At 59.6% G+C, this 19584-nt stretch carries 18 protein-coding genes; 13 read left to right on the top strand and 5 right to left on the bottom strand.

The genetic code is table 11. The features are described 5' to 3' along the window. The first annotated feature begins 9 nt into the window (after positions 1 to 9). From ssuC to ACA052_RS27705, 3 genes are read left to right on the top strand one after another with little or no spacing between them, the layout of a single operon-like run. A complete protein-coding gene (ssuC, locus tag ACA052_RS27715; protein ID WP_497647652.1) occupies positions 10 to 792 on the top strand; it encodes an aliphatic sulfonate ABC transporter permease SsuC in 783 nt (260 codons plus the stop codon). Further along, positions 789 to 1595: an aliphatic sulfonates ABC transporter ATP-binding protein gene (gene ssuB, locus ACA052_RS27710; RefSeq protein ID WP_497647651.1), complete on the top strand. Its 807-nt coding sequence runs from the start codon at positions 789 to 791 to the stop codon at positions 1593 to 1595. Before ssuC ends, ssuB begins: the two co-directional genes overlap by 4 nt. A 34-nt stretch (positions 1596 to 1629) precedes the next feature. Next, positions 1630 to 1845: a TOBE domain-containing protein gene (locus ACA052_RS27705; RefSeq protein ID WP_003229256.1), complete on the top strand. Its 216-nt coding sequence runs from the start codon at positions 1630 to 1632 to the stop codon at positions 1843 to 1845. A gap of 79 nt (positions 1846 to 1924) precedes the next feature. Here the strand turns inward: ACA052_RS27705 and ACA052_RS27700 are convergent, their stop codons facing one another. Both ACA052_RS27700 and ACA052_RS27695 read right to left on the bottom strand, forming a co-directional pair. Further along, entirely contained in the window at positions 1925 to 2560 is a 636-nt protein-coding gene (locus ACA052_RS27700; RefSeq protein ID WP_497647650.1) for a TetR/AcrR family transcriptional regulator, read from the bottom strand. Between the two features lie 278 nt (positions 2561 to 2838). Further along, on the bottom strand, positions 2839 to 4215 hold the full coding sequence (locus ACA052_RS27695) for a glutamine synthetase family protein (RefSeq protein ID WP_038980872.1): 1377 nt from the start codon (positions 4213 to 4215) through the stop codon (positions 2839 to 2841). Positions 4216 to 4493: 278 nt separating this feature from the next. Here ACA052_RS27695 and ACA052_RS27690 point away from each other — a divergent pair, with 278 nt between their 5' ends. The 8 genes from ACA052_RS27690 (at position 4494) to ACA052_RS27655 (ending at position 13321) form a co-directional block, all read left to right on the top strand. After that, complete coding sequence (locus ACA052_RS27690; RefSeq protein WP_497647649.1) at positions 4494 to 4856, top strand: gamma-glutamyl-gamma-aminobutyrate hydrolase family protein; 363 nt, start codon at positions 4494 to 4496, stop codon at positions 4854 to 4856. A 37-nt stretch (positions 4857 to 4893) separates the two neighbouring features. Then, complete coding sequence (locus ACA052_RS27685; protein WP_497647648.1) at positions 4894 to 6252, top strand: glutamine synthetase family protein; 1359 nt, start codon at positions 4894 to 4896, stop codon at positions 6250 to 6252. A 58-nt stretch (positions 6253 to 6310) separates the two neighbouring features. Next, a complete protein-coding gene (locus tag ACA052_RS27680; protein WP_497647647.1) occupies positions 6311 to 7675 on the top strand; it encodes an aspartate aminotransferase family protein in 1365 nt (454 codons plus the stop codon). 170 nt (positions 7676 to 7845) lie between these two features. Further along, positions 7846 to 8958: a polyamine ABC transporter substrate-binding protein gene (locus ACA052_RS27675; protein ID WP_497647646.1), complete on the top strand. Its 1113-nt coding sequence runs from the start codon at positions 7846 to 7848 to the stop codon at positions 8956 to 8958. Between the two features lie 245 nt (positions 8959 to 9203). After that, positions 9204 to 10301 carry a polyamine ABC transporter substrate-binding protein gene (locus ACA052_RS27670; protein WP_497647645.1) on the top strand — a complete coding sequence of 366 codons (1098 nt, stop codon included), beginning with the start codon at positions 9204 to 9206 and terminating at the stop codon, positions 10299 to 10301. 73 nt (positions 10302 to 10374) lie between these two features. Continuing rightward, positions 10375 to 11517: an ABC transporter ATP-binding protein gene (locus ACA052_RS27665; protein ID WP_497647644.1), complete on the top strand. Its 1143-nt coding sequence runs from the start codon at positions 10375 to 10377 to the stop codon at positions 11515 to 11517. 35 nt (positions 11518 to 11552) lie between these two features. After that, positions 11553 to 12434, top strand: a complete 882-nt coding sequence (locus ACA052_RS27660) for an ABC transporter permease subunit (RefSeq protein WP_497650409.1) — start codon at positions 11553 to 11555, stop codon at positions 12432 to 12434. Next, complete coding sequence (locus tag ACA052_RS27655; protein ID WP_497647643.1) at positions 12431 to 13321, top strand: ABC transporter permease subunit; 891 nt, start codon at positions 12431 to 12433, stop codon at positions 13319 to 13321. Before ACA052_RS27660 ends, ACA052_RS27655 begins: the two co-directional genes overlap by 4 nt. Before the next feature lie 91 nt (positions 13322 to 13412). Here the strand turns inward: ACA052_RS27655 and ACA052_RS27650 are convergent, their stop codons facing one another. Then, entirely contained in the window at positions 13413 to 14054 is a 642-nt protein-coding gene (locus ACA052_RS27650) for an HD domain-containing protein (protein ID WP_497647642.1), read from the bottom strand. A gap of 294 nt (positions 14055 to 14348) precedes the next feature. On the opposite strand from ACA052_RS27650, the gene ACA052_RS27645 reads away from it, so the two are divergent. Further along, positions 14349 to 15314 (top strand): GlxA family transcriptional regulator, encoded by a 966-nt coding sequence (locus ACA052_RS27645; RefSeq protein WP_497647641.1) that lies wholly within the window; start codon positions 14349 to 14351, stop codon positions 15312 to 15314. A gap of 112 nt (positions 15315 to 15426) precedes the next feature. Here the strand turns inward: ACA052_RS27645 and ACA052_RS27640 are convergent, their stop codons facing one another. Both ACA052_RS27640 and ACA052_RS27635 read right to left on the bottom strand, forming a co-directional pair. Then, a complete protein-coding gene (locus ACA052_RS27640; RefSeq protein WP_497647640.1) occupies positions 15427 to 17838 on the bottom strand; it encodes a penicillin acylase family protein in 2412 nt (803 codons plus the stop codon). A gap of 108 nt (positions 17839 to 17946) precedes the next feature. Further along, positions 17947 to 18528, bottom strand: a complete 582-nt coding sequence (locus ACA052_RS27635) for a DUF6436 domain-containing protein (RefSeq protein ID WP_497647639.1) — start codon at positions 18526 to 18528, stop codon at positions 17947 to 17949. Between the two features lie 97 nt (positions 18529 to 18625). Here ACA052_RS27635 and bipL point away from each other — a divergent pair, with 97 nt between their 5' ends. Then, entirely contained in the window at positions 18626 to 19573 is a 948-nt protein-coding gene (gene bipL / locus ACA052_RS27630) for a phospholipase BipL (RefSeq protein WP_497647638.1), read from the top strand. The last annotated feature ends 11 nt before the right edge of the window (positions 19574 to 19584 follow it).

The raw sequence follows: 19584 nt of genomic DNA, 5'->3' as shown, positions 1-19584 counted from the left end.
GGCGCAGCCATGAAGAAAATAATCCACAACCTCGCGCCCTGGGCGTTGCCGGTTTTGCTGCTGGCGGTGTGGCAGTTGTCGGTGTCGGCGGGTTGGTTGTCGACGCGGATTCTGCCGGCACCGATTGCGGTGATCGAAGCCGGCGTGAGCCTGGTGCGCAGCGGCGAAATCTGGACGCACCTGGCGATCAGTGGCTGGCGCGCGGCATTGGGCTTCACCATTGGCGGCAGCATCGGTCTGGCATTGGGTTTCATCACCGGCCTGTCGAAATGGGGCGAACGCCTGCTCGACAGTTCGGTGCAGATGATTCGTAACGTGCCGCACCTGGCGCTGATTCCACTGGTCATTCTGTGGTTCGGCATCGATGAGTCGGCGAAGATTTTCCTGGTGGCGCTGGGCACGTTGTTCCCGATCTACCTCAACACCTATCACGGCATCCGCAACGTCGATCCGGCGCTGGTGGAGATGTCCCGCAGTTATGGCTTGTCCGGTTTCAGCCTGTTCCGGCAGGTGATCCTGCCAGGTGCGCTGCCTTCGATTCTGGTCGGCGTGCGCTTCGCCCTGGGCTTCATGTGGCTGACCCTGATCGTGGCTGAAACCATTTCCGCCAGCTCCGGCATCGGCTACCTGGCGATGAATGCCCGGGAGTTCTTGCAGACTGACGTGGTGGTGCTGGCGATTCTGTTGTACGCGGTGCTCGGCAAACTGGCCGACCTCGCGGCGCGTGGACTTGAGCGTGTTTGGTTGCGTTGGCATCCGGCTTACCAGGTCACCAAGGGAGGTGCGGCATGACGGCTCAACAACCTCCACGCCTGCTGCGAGGTATTCCGCTGGCGGTGCGCAAGCTGCAAAAAACCTTTGGTTCGCGGCAGGTACTGCGCGAGATCGACCTGCACATTCCGGCCGGTCAGTTTGTCGCGGTAGTGGGGCGCAGTGGGTGCGGCAAAAGTACCTTGTTGCGCTTGCTCGCCGGTCTCGACAAGCCCACCGGCGGCGAATTGCTGGCGGGCTCCGCACCACTTAGTGATGCACGGGAAGACACCCGACTGATGTTCCAGGAAGCGCGGTTGCTGCCATGGAAAAAGGTCATCGACAACGTCGGCCTCGGGCTCAAGGGCAACTGGCGGCCGCAGGCCCTGGAAGCGCTGGAGTCGGTCGGCCTGGCGGACCGCGCCAACGAATGGCCAGCGGCGTTGTCCGGTGGGCAGAAGCAACGCGTGGCCCTGGCCCGTGCGCTGATCCATCAACCGCGCCTGCTGCTGCTCGACGAACCTCTGGGCGCGCTGGATGCCCTGACCCGAATTGAAATGCAGCAACTGATCGAACGGCTCTGGCAGAAACACGGCTTCACCGTGTTGCTGGTGACCCACGACGTCAGTGAAGCGGTGGCGATTGCTGATCGGGTGATCCTGATCGAAGAGGGCGAAGTCGGCCTCGACCTGCAGGTGGAACTGCCGCGCCCTCGGGTCCGCGGCTCTCATCGGCTGGCGGCGTTGGAGACCGAGGTCCTCAATCGCGTACTGGCGCTGCCGGGGCAGCCACCGGAACCGGAACCCGTTTCACCATTGCCTACGCAATTGCGTTGGGCTCAATAACTCAAGCCTTATCTCAACGACAGGAATCAACATCATGACGATCAAAGCCATCAACGTTCGTAACCAGTTCAAAGGCTCGATCAAGGAAATCGTACTTGGCGACGTGCTCTCGGAAATCGACGTGCAGACCGCTTCCGGCATCGTGACGTCGGTGATCACCACGCGCTCGGTGAAAGAGCTGGAACTGGTGGTCGGCAGCGAAGTGATCGCGTTTGTGAAATCCACCGAGGTGTCGATCGCCAAGTTGTAAGATCAAAAGATCGCAGCCTTCGGCAGCTCCTACAGTAGTTCGCATTGCCCCTGTAGGAGCTGCCGAAGGCTGCGATGTTTTACAGGGCGGCGCGCTTGTGCAGGTACGGCGGCAGATAAAGCCCCAAATACGCATCAAACACCCGCATGCCTTCCTCGGCCATGCGCGGTGTGATCTGCCCATGCTGCTGCACTGAACGGGCGTAGACGCGGTCGCCGAGCTCCATGGCCAGGGCAAACACATCAACATCGGTCGGCAGCTTCGGCAATTCAAAGTGATGATCGAACAGCTTGTGCATCAAGTCGCCCAGTTCAATATCGTGCTGGCGGTCGGCCTGGGTGACTTCGGTCAGGCCATGCTGCGCGAGGATCAGCTGCCGGGCGGCGGCGTCTTCGCTGTAGATCGCGAGCATGCGTTGTTCCACCACTCGCGAGAGGTCGCGCCAGCCGTTGAGGGCGTCGTGGTCGATGGGCGCTTGCAGGCAGGCGCGAAACGCGGCGTGGACGTCGGCGGTCAGGGCTTCGAGCAGGGCCGGGACGCTGGCGAAGAAGTGGTAGACGGAAGAGGGTGGAATCTCCGCGCGTTCGGCCACGCTGTAGATCGACAGACTGGCCACGCCCTCGGCGGCCAGCAGCGTGCGGGCGGCATCGAGTATCGAATCGATCCGGGCCTGGCTGCGGGCGCGGGGTTTGCGAACGGTGGCGGTGCGCGTCATTGGAGTCTCCTGCGGGGCAGCGGGCATTGTACGCAGAGCGGGCAGATGTTCCATATCCCCTGTGGCGAGGGGATTTATCCCCGTTCGGCTGCGAAGCAGTCGCAAAACCTCTGTACGCGATACTCCTGAAACACCGCAGTTGCAGGCTTTGGGGCCGCTTCGCGACCCAGCGGGGCGGTGCGACGTTCGCTAAATCCCCTCGCCACAAAGTCAGTGTTCAGCCATAAAAAAACGCCGTAGGCCTTATCAGCCGACGGCGTTTCTTCTACTGCAACCACTTAAACGGTATGCAGGTACCAGTTGTACTCAAGGTCAGAGATGGAGTGTTCGAACTCCTCCAGCTCACTCTCTTTACACGCGACAAAGATATCGATGTATTTCGGATCGATGTACTTGGCCATGACCTCGCTGTCGTCCAGTTCACGCAATGCATCGCGCAGGTTGTTCGGCAGGCTCTGCTCGTTCTGCTCGTAGGAGTTGCCTTCCACGGGGGCGCCCGGCTCGATCTTGTTGGTCAGGCCGTGATGCACGCCCGCCAGGACCGAAGCCATCAGCAGGTACGGGTTGGCATCGGCGCCAGCGACACGATGCTCGATGCGCACCGCATCGGACGAGCCGGTCGGAACGCGGATCGCCACGGTGCGGTTGTCCAGGCCCCAGCACGGCGAGTTCGGCACGTAGAACTGTGCGCCGAAACGACGGTAGGAGTTGACGTTCGGGCAGAGGAAAGCCATCTGCGCCGGTAGGGTCTCGAGCACACCGCCGATCGCGTGACGCAGTGCGGCGTTCTGCTCGGGATCCTCGCTGGCAAAAATGTTTTTGCCATCTTTATCAAGAATCGAAATGTGTACGTGCAAACCATTGCCCGCCTGGCCTGGATAAGGCTTGGCCATGAAGGTGGTGTCCATTTCATGGTCGTAGGCGATGTTTTTGATCAGACGCTTGAGCAGGACCGCGTAGTCGCACGCCTTGATCGGGTCGGCCACGTGGTGCAGGTTCACTTCGAACTGCGCCGGGGCACTTTCCTTGACGATGGCGTCGGCCGGGATGCCTTGCTCTTTCGCACCTTCCAGAATGTCCTGGAGGCAGTCGACGTATTCGTCGAGGTCGTCGATCAGATAGACCTGAGTCGAGTGCGGGCGTTTGCCAGACACCGGCGAACGTGGCGGTTGTGGACGACCGTTCACGTTCTCCTGGTCGATCAGGTAGAACTCCAGTTCGAACGCGGCGCAGATGGTCAGGCCCATTTCGTCGAACTTGCGCACGACATTAGCCAGTACTTCACGCGGGTCGGCGAAGAACGGCTGTCCTTCGAGTTCGTGCATGGTCATCAACAGTTGCGCGGTCGGGCGCTTCTGCCATGGCTCATTGCACAGGGTGTCAGGGATTGGATAACAGATTCGGTCAGCATCGCCGATGTCCAGGCCCAGGCCGGTGCTTTCCACCGTCGAACCATTGATATCCAGAGCAAATAGAGAGGCCGGCAGGTTGATGCCTTTCTCGTAAACCTTGTGGAGACTGGTGCGTTCAATGCGCTTGCCGCGCACCACACCATTCATATCCGCAATCAGAAGGTCAACGTACAGAACCTCAGGATGTTCCTTAAGGAACGCGTTCGCTTCGTTAAGCTGAACGGCACGCGGGGGTACCGACATGATGCAACACCTTTGTTGTTAAAAATATCAATCATTGATCTCTTCGGATTCCAGTCAACCCGAACGGCATGCCGAAGTCAAGCGAGGCCTTTTTTGCCCTAAAAAAGCGCTCGTGGGGCATTTTTGAGGCACTTTGGGGCGTTTTTATACCTTTGAATGCTTTGGCGGCCGCGGACTTGAGCGGGCCGTGTTGTATTTTTTACGGGGGTGTTGTGTAAAAAAATGAACAAGGCTAAGCTCGATTCAAACCCATAACAGCAATAATACCGGGGTGCTTCATGTCTCGCCTGCCGTTAATCGGCGTCGCCATCTGCTCCAGGCAGATCGGTCTGCATGCTTATCACATCAGTGGTGACAGCTACGTCCGCGCCATGGCTCCAGCGGCTCCGGGCCTGCCGGTGATTCTCCCGCTCCTGGCGAACCGACTGATCCTGTCCGATATTCTGGACGGTCGAAGCGGCACCCCCATTACGGTTACTCCATTCAATATAGAACCGATTCACAATAGCGGCTCGGCGATCACGCTGGGCACCGCTCGTGATTCTGCACGCCCGGCATTTACCGCGCGTTACGGAAAAAACACGATAGCCTGTGCCAGACACGCATTTCAACGCGACGCCGATGCGTCAAACGACGCCTGACTTATAAGAGTCAGGAAACTCAGCCTAAGAGGCATTTATGAGTCACAACCTCGACCAGCTCACCGATTGGTTGAAAGACCACAAGATCACAGAAGTCGAATGCATGATCGCCGACTTGACCGGGATCACCCGGGGCAAGATTTCGCCGACCAACAAGTTCATTGCCGAAAAAGGCATGCGCCTGCCCGAGAGCGTGCTGTTGCAGACCGTGACCGGCGACTATGTCGAAGACGACATCTATTACGAACTGCTCGACCCGGCCGACATCGACATGATCTGCCGTCCGGACGCGAACGCAGTCTTCCTGGTGCCCTGGTCCATCGAGCCCACCGCCCAGGTGATCCACGATACCTACGACAAGCAAGGCAACCCGATCGAGCTGTCGCCGCGCAACGTGCTCAAAAAGGTCCTGAAACTCTATTCCGACAAGGGCTGGCAGCCCATCGTGGCGCCGGAAATGGAGTTCTACCTGACCAAGCGCAGCGACGATCCGGACTACCCGCTGCAACCGCCGATCGGCCGCTCCGGTCGCCCGGAAATCGGCCGTCAGTCGTTCTCCATTGAAGCAGCGAACGAATTCGATCCGCTGTTCGAAGACGTGTATGACTGGTGCGAATTGCAGGAGCTGGACCTCGATACGCTGATCCACGAAGACGGCACGGCGCAGATGGAAATCAACTTCCGTCACGGCGATGCCCTGTCGCTGGCCGATCAGATCCTGGTGTTCAAACGCACGATGCGCGAAGCCGCGCTCAAGCATGACGTGGCAGCCACGTTCATGGCCAAGCCCATGACCGGCGAGCCAGGCAGCGCGATGCACTTGCACCAGAGCATCATCGACATCGAAACCGGTAAGAACGTCTTCTCCAATGAAGACGGGACCATGAGCGAACTGTTCCTGCACCACATCGGTGGTTTGCAGAAACTGATCCCCGAGCTGTTGCCGCTGTTCGCGCCGAACGTCAACTCGTTCCGCCGCTTCCTGCCGGATACCTCGGCGCCGGTCAACGTGGAGTGGGGCGAAGAGAACCGCACCGTGGGCCTGCGAGTCCCGGATGCCGGGCCGCAAAACCGTCGGGTGGAAAACCGCTTGCCGGGCGCCGATGCCAACCCTTACCTGGCGATTGCCGCGAGCCTGCTCTGCGGTTACATCGGCATGGTCGAGGGCCTTAACCCGAGTGCGCCGGTGGTGGGTCGCGGCTATGAACGCCGCAACCTGCGCCTGCCACTGACCATCGAAGACGCGCTGGAACGCATGGAAAACAGCGCGACTGTCGAGAAATACCTGGGCAAGAAGTTCATCACTGGCTACGTCGCGGTCAAGCGGGCCGAGCATGAAAACTTCAAGCGCGTGATCAGTTCGTGGGAGCGGGAATTCCTGCTCTTTGCCGTCTGATGCGCCGGGCGCGGAGGGAAATTTCCGCGCCTTTCACTGCAACCTTAGGAGAATTCGCATGACCAGCAACAACCCGCAAACCCGTGAATGGCAAACCCTGAGCAATGATCATCACCTGGCGCCGTTCAGCGACTTCAAGCAGCTGAAAGAGAAAGGCCCGCGGATCATCACCAACGCCAAGGGCGTTTACCTCTGGGACAGCGAAGGCAACAAGATCCTCGACGGCATGGCGGGCCTGTGGTGCGTAGCGATCGGCTACGGTCGCGATGAGCTGGCCGATGCCGCCAGCAAACAAATGCGCGAGCTGCCTTACTACAACCTGTTCTTCCAGACCGCTCACCCGCCGGTGCTGGAACTGGCCAAGGCCATCTCCGACATCGCGCCGCAAGGCATGAACCACGTGTTTTTCACGGGCTCGGGCTCGGAAGGCAACGACACCATGCTGCGTATGGTTCGTCACTATTGGGCGATCAAGGGCCAGCCGAAAAAGAAAGTCATCATCAGCCGCAAAAACGGCTATCACGGTTCCACCGTCGCCGGCGCGAGCCTGGGTGGCATGACGTACATGCATGAACAAGGCGACTTGCCGATCCCGGGCATCGTCCACATCGCCCAGCCTTACTGGTTCGGTGAAGGCGGCGAGATGACACCGGAAGAATTCGGTGTGTGGGCGGCCAATCAACTGGAAGAGAAGATTCTGGAAGTCGGCGTGGACAACGTCGGTGCCTTTATTGCCGAGCCGATCCAGGGCGCCGGCGGCGTGATCATTCCGCCAGACACCTACTGGCCGCGCATCAAGGAAATCCTCGCCAAGTACGACATCTTGTTCGTGGCGGACGAAGTGATCTGTGGTTTCGGCCGCACCGGCGAGTGGTTCGGTTCCGATCTCTACGACCTCAAGCCCGACATGATGACCATCGCCAAAGGCCTGACCTCCGGCTACATCCCGATGGGTGGCCTGATCGTGCGTGACGAAGTGGTCGCGGTGCTCAACGAAGGCGGCGACTTCAACCACGGCTTCACCTATTCCGGGCACCCGGTCGCGGCGGCGGTGGCACTGGAAAACATCCGTATCCTGCGCGAAGAAAAAATTATCGAGCGCGTTCACGCAGAAACGGCACCCTATTTGCAGAAACGTCTGCGGGAACTGAACGATCACCCGTTGGTGGGGGAAGTGCGTGGGGTCGGTCTGTTGGGGGCCATCGAGCTGGTGCAGGACAAGGCCACGCGCAAGCGTTACGAAGGCAAGGGCGTCGGCATGATCTGCCGCACATTCTGCTTCGAAAACGGCCTGATCATGCGCGCCGTGGGCGACACCATGATCATCTCGCCGCCACTGGTGATTACCAAGGCTGAAATCGATGAGCTGGTGACCAAGGCACGCAAGTGCCTGGACCTGACCCTGAGTGCGTTGCAGGGCTAAGTGCTAGGCTCTGGGCGGGACTCATGAAACTTTCGCTCAGAGCAGTCTTGAAGGGCGGCCTTTCCTTGAAAGACCGCCTCGGATCTTGCCAGACTAGCCGCGGTTCCAGTTGTCCGGGTTCGGCCGCTGAACAAAGTGGTTCAAAAAAAGAAAAATTTGGAGCATTACGCATGAAGGCATTAGGAAAAAAGCTTGCTGGCAAGACTCTCCTCGCCATGTCCCTTATGGGCATGATGGCGGGTGCGGTACAGGCGGACGACAAGGTGTTGCACGTCTATAACTGGTCCGACTACATCGCTCCGGACACCATCGCGAACTTCGAGAAAGAGTCCGGGATCAAGGTGGTGTACGACGTTTTCGACAGCAACGAAACCCTGGAAGCCAAGTTACTGGCAGGCAAGTCTGGCTACGACATCGTCGTACCGTCGAACAACTTCCTGGCCAAGCAGATCAAGGCCGGTGTTTACCAGAAGCTGGACAAGTCCAAGCTGCCTAACTGGAAGAACCTGAACCCCGACCTGCTCAAAGCGGTATCGGTGAGCGACCCGGGCAACGAACACGCCTTCCCTTACATGTGGGGTTCGATCGGTATCGGCTTCAACGCCGACAAGGTCAAGGCTGCACTGGGTGCCGATGCACCAACCAATTCCTGGGACCTGATCTTCAAGCCTGAAAACGCCGCGAAGTTGAAATCGTGCGGGATTAGCGTTCTGGACTCGCCAACCGAGATGATTCCGGTGGCGCTGCACTACCTGGGCTATCCGACCGACAGCCAGGACAAAAAACAACTGGCCGAAGCTGAAGCACTGTTCCTGAAAGTCCGTCCTTCGATCGCCTACTTCCACTCGTCCAAGTACATCTCCGACCTGGCCAACGGCAACATCTGCGTAGCCGTCGGTTACTCGGGTGACATCTATCAGGCCAAGTCCCGCGCCGCTGAAGCCGGCGACAAAGTGAAGGTCAGCTACAACATTCCGAAAGAAGGTGCAGGCAGCTTCTACGACATGGTCGCCATCCCTAAAGATGCCGAAAACGTCGAAGGTGCCTACAAGTTCATGACCTACCTGCAGAAGCCGGAAGTCATGGCTGCAATCACCAACGCCGTGCGTTTCCCGAACGGTAACGCCGCTGCCACGCCTTTGGTGGATAAAGACATCACCAGCGATCCAGGCATCTACCCGCCGGCCGACGTGCTGGCCAAGCTGTACGCGATTGCCGACTTGCCGGCCGCGACCCAGCGGATCCTGACTCGCAGCTGGACCAAGATCAAATCCGGTAAGTAAGTAAAACCGTGTAGGAGCGAGCTTGCTCGCGAAGAAAGCTGCAACGCCGCGGGGTGTCAGGCACAACGCGTTAACGTTGACGACCATCGCGAGCAAGCTCGCTCCTACAAGGTCGTAATTTGTATAAAAGTTTTGCTGGAACGGTTTTTCGAGGGTAAGTTGCGCGCCGGTTTTGTTGCCGGGCAACCACGGTTGTCATGTAACACGGGGCAACTTGGGCCCAACTAATTTTTGAGGACCTCCAATTGCCTATTTTTTCTTTGTTGCGCAATGCCCTGCTGGTTGGCGCCGGGCTGACGCTGGCCGTCAGTGTCCAGGCCGCCGGTACCGTGCATATTTATAACTGGTCGGACTACATCGGTCAGACCACCCTGGCAGACTTCCAGAAAGAGACCGGCATCAAGCCGGTATATGACGTCTTCGACTCCAATGAAACGCTGGAAGGCAAGTTGTTGGCCGGGCATACCGGGTATGACGTGGTCGTGCCGTCCAACCACTTCCTTGGCAAGCAGATCAAGGCCGGTGCTTTCCAGAAGCTCGACAAGTCGCAGTTGCCGAACTATTCGAACCTCGACCCAGCGCTGCTCAAGCGCCTGGAGCAGAACGATCCGGGCAACCTGTACGCCGTACCGTACCTGTGGGGCACCAACGGCATCGGTTACAACGTCGACAAGATCAAGGCTGTGCTGGGCGTCGACAAGATCGATTCCTGGGACGTGGTGTTCGAGCCGGAAAACATCAAGAAGCTGCAGAAATGCGGCGTGGCTTTCCTCGACTCCGCTGATGAAATGATGCCCACGGTGCTCAACTACATGGGCCTGAATGCCAACAGCACCAACGAGGAAGACTATAAAAAGGCAACCGCCAAGTTGCTGGCCGTGCGGCCTTACGTCACCTACTTCAGCTCGTCCAAATACATCACGGACTTGGCCAATGGTGATATCTGCATCGCGGTCGGGTTCTCTGGCGATATCTTCCAGGCCCGCGCCCGTGCCGAAGAAGCCAAGAAAGGCATCAACATCGCCTACTCCATTCCGAAAGAAGGCGGCGCGCTCTGGTTCGACATGCTGGCGATTCCGAAGGATTCGGCCAACGTCAAAGAGGCCCACGCCTTCATCAACTATTTGCTGAAACCTGAGGTGATCGCCCAGGTCAGTGATTACGTCGGCTATGCCAACCCTAACCCTGGGTCGGACAAACTGATGGAACAGTCCATTCGCACCGACGAAGCGGTCTATCCGCCGCAAGAGGTGCTCGACAAGACCTACGTGTCGATCGAGTTACCCCCGAAGATTCAGCGTTTGATGACCCGCAGCTGGACCACGGTCAAGTCGGGTAAATAGCTTCAAGGCTCAAATTATCCAAGGTTGGCTCACCTTGAGCGAACTGCACTCTTTTTTTCTGGGAGTTTCGTAAATGGCAGTTGCCTCCGGCGCCTATAAGAAAGCCCTCGAGGGCGACCAGTCACCTAAACAGGTGCTGGTCAAAATCGACCGGGTCACGAAGAAGTTCGACGAGACGATTGCCGTGGACGATGTGTCCCTGGAAATCAAGAAAGGCGAGATTTTCGCCCTGCTCGGCGGTTCGGGATCGGGCAAATCCACCTTACTGCGTATGCTCGCAGGTTTCGAACGGCCCACGGAGGGGCGCATCTTCCTCGATGGCGTCGACATCACGGACATGCCGCCGTACGAGCGTCCGATCAACATGATGTTCCAGTCCTACGCCTTGTTCCCGCACATGACCGTGGCGCAGAACATCGCCTTCGGCCTCAAGCAGGACAAAATCCCCGCAGCTGAAGTCGATGCGCGCGTGGCCGACATGCTCAAGCTGGTTCAGATGACGCAGTACGCCAAGCGCAAGCCGCATCAGTTGTCCGGTGGCCAGCGTCAACGTGTGGCCCTGGCGCGTTCTTTGGCCAAGCGGCCGAAGCTGCTGTTGCTCGACGAACCGATGGGTGCGCTGGACAAGAAGCTGCGCTCGCAAATGCAGCTGGAGCTGGTCGAGATCATCGAGCGGGTCGGCGTAACTTGCGTCATGGTGACCCACGATCAGGAAGAGGCCATGACCATGGCCGAGCGCATCGCGATCATGCACCTGGGCTGGATCGCCCAGATCGGCAGCCCGATCGACATCTACGAAACCCCGACCAGCCGCCTGGTTTGCGAGTTCATCGGCAACGTCAACATCTTCGACGGTGAAGTGATCGATGACGCCGAAGGCTACGCGACTATTACCTGCAAGGACCTGGACCGCCAGATCTACGTGGGCCACGGCATCAGCACCTCGGTGCAGGACAAATCCGTGACTTACGCGATCCGTCCGGAAAAACTGCTCGTGACGCCAACCATGCCGACCTGTGAATACAACTGGTCCAGCGGCAAGGTGCACGACATCGCCTACCTCGGCGGCCACTCGGTGTTCTACGTCGAACTGCCAAGCGGCAAGATCGTCCAGTCGTTCGTCGCCAACGCCGAGCGCCGTGGCCAGCGTCCGACCTGGGGTGATCAGGTCTACGTGTACTGGGAAGACGACAGCGGCGTGGTACTTCGCTCATGAACATGCGCAAATTCAAACGCCGCCTCAATCGAATAATTCCCGGTGGCCGCCAGCTGGTCATCGGGGTTCCGTTCATCTGGCTGTTCATGTTCTTCATGTTGCCGTTCTTCATCGTGTTGAAGATCAGCTTCGCCGAAGCCGACGTGGCCATTCCGCCGTACACCGAGATCTACAACTTCGTCGACCAGAAGCTGCAGGTGCTGCTCAACCTCGGCAACTACGCGATGCTCGGCGACGACGAGTTGTACATCGCCGCTTACCTCGGCTCGTTGAAGATGGCGTTGTTCAGCACCATCCTCTGCCTGCTGATCGGCTACCCGATGGCCTACGCCATTGCCAGTGCCCGTAAAGAACTGCAAACGGTGCTGGTGCTGTTGATCATGATGCCGACCTGGACGGCGATTCTGATCCGCGTTTATGCGTGGATGGGCATCCTCAGCAACAACGGTCTGCTCAATGGCTTTTTGATGAGCATGGGCTGGATCAACGAGCCGCTGCAAATCCTCAACACCAACCTCGCGGTCTATATCGGCGTGGTGTATTCGTACCTGCCGTTCATGATCCTGCCGCTCTACGCCAACCTGGTGAAACACGACAACAGCTTGCTCGAAGCCGCATCGGACCTGGGTTCGAGCACCTTCAACAGCTTCTGGAAGATCACCATTCCGCTGTCCAAGAACGGGATCATTGCCGGCTGCATGCTGGTGTTCATTCCGGTCGTGGGCGAGTTCGTGATCCCGGAACTGCTGGGCGGTCCGGAAACCCTGATGATCGGTAAAGTGCTGTGGCAAGAGTTCTTCAACAACCGTGACTGGCCGGTGGCGTCTGCCCTGGCGGTGGTGATGTTGGCGATCCTGATTGTGCCGATCATCCTGTTCAACCGTAGTCAGGCCAAAGAAATGGAGGGCAAGGAATGAAACGCTTCCGTTTCTCAAGTTTCATGCTGGTAGCGGGTCTGCTGTTCATCTACGCGCCGATGCTGATCCTGGTGATCTACTCGTTCAATGCCTCGAAACTGGTGACGGTGTGGGGCGGTTGGTCGATCAAGTGGTACGTCGGGTTGATGGACAACACGCAACTGATGGGCTCGGTGGTGCGCTCGCTGGAAATCGCCTGTTACACGGCGATTGCGGCGGTGGCGCTCGGTACATTGGCCGCGTTCGTCCTGACCCGTATCACCCACTTCAAGGGGCGCACGCTGTTCGGTGGCCTGGTGACCGCGCCGTTGGTGATGCCGGAAGTGATCACCGGCCTGTCGCTGTTGCTGCTGTTCGTGGCGATGGCGCAGATGATCGGTTGGCCGCAGGAGCGCGGGATCGTCACCATCTGGATCGCCCACACCACATTCTGTGCGGCGTATGTGGCGGTGGTGGTGTCGGCGCGCTTGCGTGAGCTGGACCTGTCCATCGAAGAAGCGGCCATGGACCTGGGTGCGCGGCCGTGGAAGGTGTTCTTCCTGATCACCATCCCGATGATTGCGCCATCGCTGGCGGCTGGCGGCATGATGTCGTTCGCGTTGTCCCTCGATGACCTGGTGTTGGCGAGCTTCGTTTCCGGGCCGGGTTCGACCACCCTGCCGATGGAAGTGTTCTCGGCGGTACGTCTGGGCGTGAAGCCCGAGATCAATGCCGTGGCCAGCCTGATTCTGCTGGCGGTGTCGATCGTGACGTTCCTGGTCTGGTTCTTCAGCCGCCGTGCCGAAGAAACACGCAAACGTGCGATTCAACAGGCCATCGAAGAAAGCGCTGCCGATTCGTGGAAGCAACCGGACGTGCGTCGCGCGCAGGCTCCGGAAGCGGCTTAAAACGCTGTAGATCAAAAGATCGCAGCCTGCGGCAGCTCCTACAGGGGAATGTAGGAGCTGCCGAAGGCTGCGATCTTTTGTCTTTATGGGGTCAGGAAACCCAAGGCGACTTGCGGATGATCTCGACGAAGTTCATCGGTTTGAAGCCCGGCTCGCTGTCCACCAGCACGTCTGCGTTCACCGTACCGAATGTGGTGTCGGGCCTGTGTTTGAAGCCGTTGGCGAATGCACACAGAATGCATTCCTTGAACCCTTCACCACGCGGGTGCGCATGCACCACCGCCTCGCGCTGCACGGTGGGAAACGCGGCATAGTCGATACCCAGCACATCCATTTCAACCCCGGCGGTGACCAGCGCCACGTTAGGGCGCAGGTGTTGCGGTACGCCCGGTGTGGTGTGCAGAGCAATCGACAACCAGACCTGTTCGATATCGTCGTCCGACAAACCAAAGGGTTTGAGGAACGCTTTGGCCGCGTTGGCGCTATCGACTTCGAAGCGTTCATCGTCGGTGCGATGACCTTCCACCAGGCCAAGGTCATGGAACATGGCGCCGACGTACAACAGCTCTGGGTTGTAGGCCAGTTGCTTGCGCTCACCGCTCAAGGCACCGAACAGGAATACCCGGCGCGAGTGGTGATACAGCAGGTCGGATTCGACGTCGCGAATGTATTCGGTGGTGGCCTTGGCCAAGGCGCTGTCAGGGATTTTGATACCGGCGATGGTGCTGCTCATGGTGCTTTCCTCGTGGGGAACGCCGTGGCGGCGCTGATGGTTAGAGTCTGTTCCCACCCCCGGAACTGGACAATCGATCCATGGCTGCGATCCTTGCCAATGAGCGTGCAAATCGCGCCAACCTCGCTTGTTGCGCGCGGATTGGCTAGGGTGCACGCAGACCCTGTAGGAGCTGCCGCAGGCTGCGATCTTTTGATCTTGTCTTTTAAAAAATCAAAAGATCGCAGCCTCGCTTCACTCGACAGCTCCTACAGGTGTGCGGTGTAACCAGAGGCAAAGAGGGCGATTTTTGTCATGAATAAAACCGTTGCCATCGTGGTATTCACCGGCGTTCAGTCCCTGGACGTCACCGGTCCCATGGATGTGTTTTCCGAGGCCAATCGCTTCCTCGAACCGCAAGATCACTATCGGCTGGAAGTCATCGGCTTGGAGCGCGGGGTGATGCCGTGTTCCAACGGCTTGTCACTTTACGCGCACCAGCATTTCAGTGAAGCGCTGCAAGCGTATGACCTGCTGTTGGTGGCCGGCGGGCCGCAGCTGCCGTTCATGGACTTTGGTGCAGCATTCGATGCCTGGCTACGCGACGCCTGCGCACGGGCACGACGGTTTGGTTCGATCTGCAACGGCGCGTTCATGCTGGCTCGGGCCGGGTTGCTCGAGGGGCGAACGGTGACCACTCACTGGGGGGACGCTACGGCGCTGGCTCAGTTGTGCCCCTCGACTCAGGTCGAGGCCGATCGCTTGTATGTGCAGGACGGCGAGCTCTATACCTCGGCCGGGGTCACGGCGGGCATCGATTTGTCGTTGTACCTGCTCGCACGGGACCACGGACCGGAAGTGGCGCTCAGCGTGGCCAAGCGGTTGGTGGTGTTCACCCAGCGTTCGGGTGGGCAATCGCAATTCAGCCCGTTCCTCACGCCCCACGCCGAACCCACGTCTGCCGTGGCGTTGGCGCAGCTCTACGTGTTGGCCAACCTCACCGGCGACCTGACCATCGCCGACCTGGCCAATGCCGCCAACATGAGTGCGCGCAACTTTTCCCGGGTGTTCGCCAAAGAAGCGAAAATCACCCCGGCGGAATTCGTCGAGCGGGCGCGGGTGGACGCGGCGCGGGTGCTGCTGGAAAGCACTCACTCGCCACTCAAGACCGTGGCGTACCAATGCGGGTTTCGCGATGCGCAGCACATGCGCAGTGTGTTCAACCGCCGGCTGGGCGTGACGCCGCAGCAGTTCAGGCTGAACTTCTCTGTGATGGTTTGAAGATCAAAAGATCGCAGCCTTCGGCAGCTCCTACAGGGATCGATTTTCATACGCGATATTGCGGCGAACTCGGCCAATGTAGGAGCTGCCGAAGGCTGCGATCTTTTGATGTTTAAGGGGCAGTTCGCGCCGGCAACAGCTTCAAAGTGCTGCGCGTATTGGCCGTGACTTCCTCGTCATTGAGATGCGCCTGGAAATAGACCCCCTCGACATACGCCTCGGCCTGGTCGTCATAGTGACTGTCGAACGGCACGCCGCTCTGGCCGACCGGGTTGACGGTCAGGCTGTGGGCCGGGTCGGCGAAGTCGATCAGGCGTCGGGTCGACGGGCCGTACGTCACCGGCCAGGGCGCCGGGCCAATCTTCGCCGACAGGTTATTCGGCACCTCATGGCTGCCAGGCGCCGCAAACGGGCCGACGTTGAAAATCCGGTCCAGCGGCTTTTGCTGCCCCAGTGGATGGCCGTGAGTCAGCGTGTGCGCCGTGCCCCACTGCCATTGCGTGAAGTCAGCGCCCAGCGTGGTCTTGAGGTGCGCAATGCTCGCTTGCCAGGCAACCTTGACCGTGTCGGCGCGGGTTTCCTTACCGAGCGTGTTGCGGTTGTCCCACCACGGCGAATCGGGATTGGCGGCCAGCCGTGGCAGCGCTGCGTCGATGACCCGCGTCGAGAGCAACGTTTCAAAGAAGTCATTGCCCAATTCGTCGTGCATCGTCGCGTCGGCGAGGTTGAACAGGAACTGGTTGAACAGCGTGGCGCTGGTGGAATCCAGCGGGTAGTCACCTTGCCACTGGGCCAGTTGCTCCACCAGTTTGAGTTCGGCGGGATCACTCACCACTTCGCGCAGTACCGGCAGTAACGGTGCGAGCAAGCGCGGGCCGTAGGCCGTCGTGGTGCCCAGTTGCAGTTTCTGGCTGGCTTCCAGGTCCCACTTGATGCTTTTGTCGCTGAGCTGGCGATTGAGCTGCTGGCCCCGATCGGCCAGGTTGTAATAGCCGGGAATTTCCATGCCGGTGGGTGAAACCGGCTGGAAGTTGGCAGAGACGATATACCCCCGCGCCGGGTTCTCTTCCTGCGGGTTGGCGCTGAAGGGGTAGAAGCCGTCCTTGTCCGCCTCGGCGGTGCTGCCGTCGAGGATGAACCACGGGCGCACACCTGCCGGCCGCTTCGGTAACTGCGCCGCCGCCCACCAGCCGATGTCACCCTTGGCATTGGCCCAGACGATGTTCAGGCCTGGCGCCTGGATCTTGGCCGCGGCGCTGCGGGCCTTGGCCAGGGTGTCGGCGCGATTGAGCTGGTAGAAGCCTTCAAGGATCGGATTCTGGCTTTCGAGAAAGCCCCACCACATGGCGATCGGCGTCTTGCCAACACCGTTGCCCAGCGCATCGTTGACGATCGGACCGTGAGGCGACTGGCGCAGCACCAGTTTCACCGGCGCCTGCCCCTTGACCGCGATCTGCTGTTCGCTGGTCTCCATGTCCACCCACTTGCCGCGATACCAGACCTGATTGGCATTGTCGGGGTTGACCTTCTCGGCGATCAGGTCGAGGTCATCGTTCTGGAACATGGTGATGCTCCAGCCGAAGTCGCGATTCATGCCCAGCGAGGCGAACGGCATCAGCGCCTGGTAGTGGCCGTAGAGTTCGAAGCCCGGCGCCGAGAGCTGTGCTTCGTACCACACCGACGGTGCGGAAAAACGGATGTGCGGGTCACCGGCCAACAACGGCTTGCCACTTTTTGTGCGGCTGCCAGAGACGACCCAGGCGTTGCTGCCTTCGAATTGCGGCAAGCCATTGTCGGCCAGCGCCTGTTCGCTGAGGCGGGCGAGGGCGTTGAGATCCTTCCAGTCGAGGCCGGTGAGGGGCGGCAAGGCACTGGGGCGTTTTTTCGCCAGTACGCCTTTGGGCTGCCAGTCGAGATCGAAGACGTTGAGGTAGTCGGGGCCCAACTGATCGCGCACGTAGGTCAGCAGGGGGTCGGTGCGAAATGCCGCGGCAAAACTGTAGGCCATGTAGCCGGCAATGCTGATGGTGTCCTCGGCGGTGAATGGGCGTTTCGGGATGCCCAATACATCGAACTCGGCAGGTTTCGGGTGGCTGTCCTGGTACTGGTTGATGCCGTCCAGATAGGCTTGCATCGCAGTCCAGGCCGGCGATTGTAGGTCCAGGTTCGCCAGGTAGGTTGCAGCGCGTTCACGGATACGCAGGCTGCGCATCAGTTTGTCGGTGTCGAGCAGTTTTGGGCCCAGCACCTCGGCCAGCTCGCCACGTGCCAGCCGGCGCAGCACTTCCATCTGAAACAGACGATCCTGGGCATGCACATAACCGAGGGCGCGATACAGGTCGGTTTCGTTGTCGGCGCGGATATGGGGGATGCCGCGCTCGTCGTAGCGCACGGTAACGGACCCTTGCAGGTGTTGCAGCTCAACCATGCCCTGGCGTGTCGGCTGTTTGCTGTAGACATACCAGCCAGCACCTGCGGCGAGCGCGACAACGATGAGGGCAAGAACGGTCAGGCTACGTTTCATGGAGATTCCTTGTTGTTATTAGAGGCCGCGGTCCATGGCGCCAATGTTTAACACGGCATGTTGAAATGGCCCATCGCACTTAGGAGGGATTCGCGCTTCCTGCCGGCGTTACTGCTTTGTGTCTATCGACCACGGGCAGTAACACCCCACCGCCAGTGTGTGCGTGGCATTCACCGCGCGGCCTTCATCCAGCGCCTGCAAGATCGGTTCGATAAAGCTGTTGCTCGAATTGCAGGTCAGGCCTTCGCTGTAAGGTCCGAAATACGCCAGTTTGCCGCTGCGGTCCCAGATCGCCACGGCCGGGCTGGCAGGGATCTGCTCGGAACCTGGCAACACGGTGATGGACTTGAGGCTGCTCAAGGTGCTCGGCAACTGGCCGTGGCTGCCCGGCTTTTGTACCGCGTAAAACTCCACGCCATGCGGGACGTAGCGCTCAACCAGTTCGCTCAGGTGTTGTTGATTGCCGACGTTGCACGGGCAGGCCGGGTCCCAGAAGTGCACCAGGCGGATAGCGCCGGGGCCGGCGAGGTCATCGGGCAGGCGCAACGGGTCACCGGAAAATACCGCGGTGTGCTCGCTGAACGCCCGCAGGTAACGCCCCTGAAACCAGTCGTAGGCGGCCCACAACACGCCGGCACACCCGAGGGCGAGCAGGCTGGCAAGCAGCGTGGTGCGGTAGGAAGGACGCATGGGTTTCAATCCTCGAAGGTCGCCCAGCTTGCCATGCTTGCCGCGACAGATGAATATCGCAGGCCTATAAAGTCTGTTTCAAGCTTTGGAATTGCTCATGGATGCCACTTTCGACCCCGATCATCTGCGTGCCCGCCTGCGGCCATTGGCTAAGGGACTGCCACTTTCGGAGGAAGCATTGGCGTACCGGCGGTTCTACGGGCTGGATTTTCCGGGGCGCCGCCTGCGCAGCGGCCTCGGTCGTTTTGAGGTTGATGGTTATGAGGTGGTCAGCCAGGTCTGGTGGCCCGAGCAGGCGAAGGCAACCTTGTTTTTGTTTCACGGTTTTTACGATCACACCGGGCTCTATCGGCATGTGATCGAGTGGGCGCTGGATCAGGGGTTTGCGGTCATTGCCTGCGATTTGCCGGGGCATGGACTGTCCAGCGGCGCGCGGGCCAGCATCAAGGATTTCGCCGAGTATCAGGACACGTTGCAGGGCTTGTTCGCCGAAGCCTTGTCCCTGGAACTGCCACAGCCGTGGCACCTGTGCGGGCAAAGCACCGGCGGCGCAATCGTGATCGACCATGTGCTCAACGCGGGTGCCAACAGCCCGGCCCAGGGCCAGGTGATTCTGCTGTCGCCGCTGATCAGGCCACGGGACTGGGGCTGGTCGCAACTCAGCTACTACCTGCTCAAGCCTTTCGTCACAGCCATCGCGCGGCGCTTCAGCGAAAACTCCAATGACCCGGATTTTTTGCCGTTCCTGCAAGCCGATCCGTTGCAGCCGCTGCGTTTGCCAACGGCCTGGGTCGGCGCGCTGGCGCGGTGGATCAAGCGCATCGAAGCCGCACCGTACAGCCCGCGACGGACGCTGATTGTGCAGGGACAGGCGGACATGACGGTGGATTGGAAGCACAACCTTGAAGTGTTGCGGGACAAGTTCGATCGGCCGCAGGTGTTGATGTTGCCCGAGGCGCGGCATCATCTGGCGAATGAGACAGTGGCGTTGCGGCAGGAGTATTTCGGGTTTTTGACCAAGCGGATCAAAGGTCGGAATCTCTAGCGAACACTCTG

The sequence above is a fragment of the Pseudomonas sp. LBUM1644 genome (genome assembly GCF_059716195.1).
The sequence above is the reverse complement of the archived record's forward strand: the minus strand, read 5'-3'. Positions and strand labels throughout refer to the sequence as shown.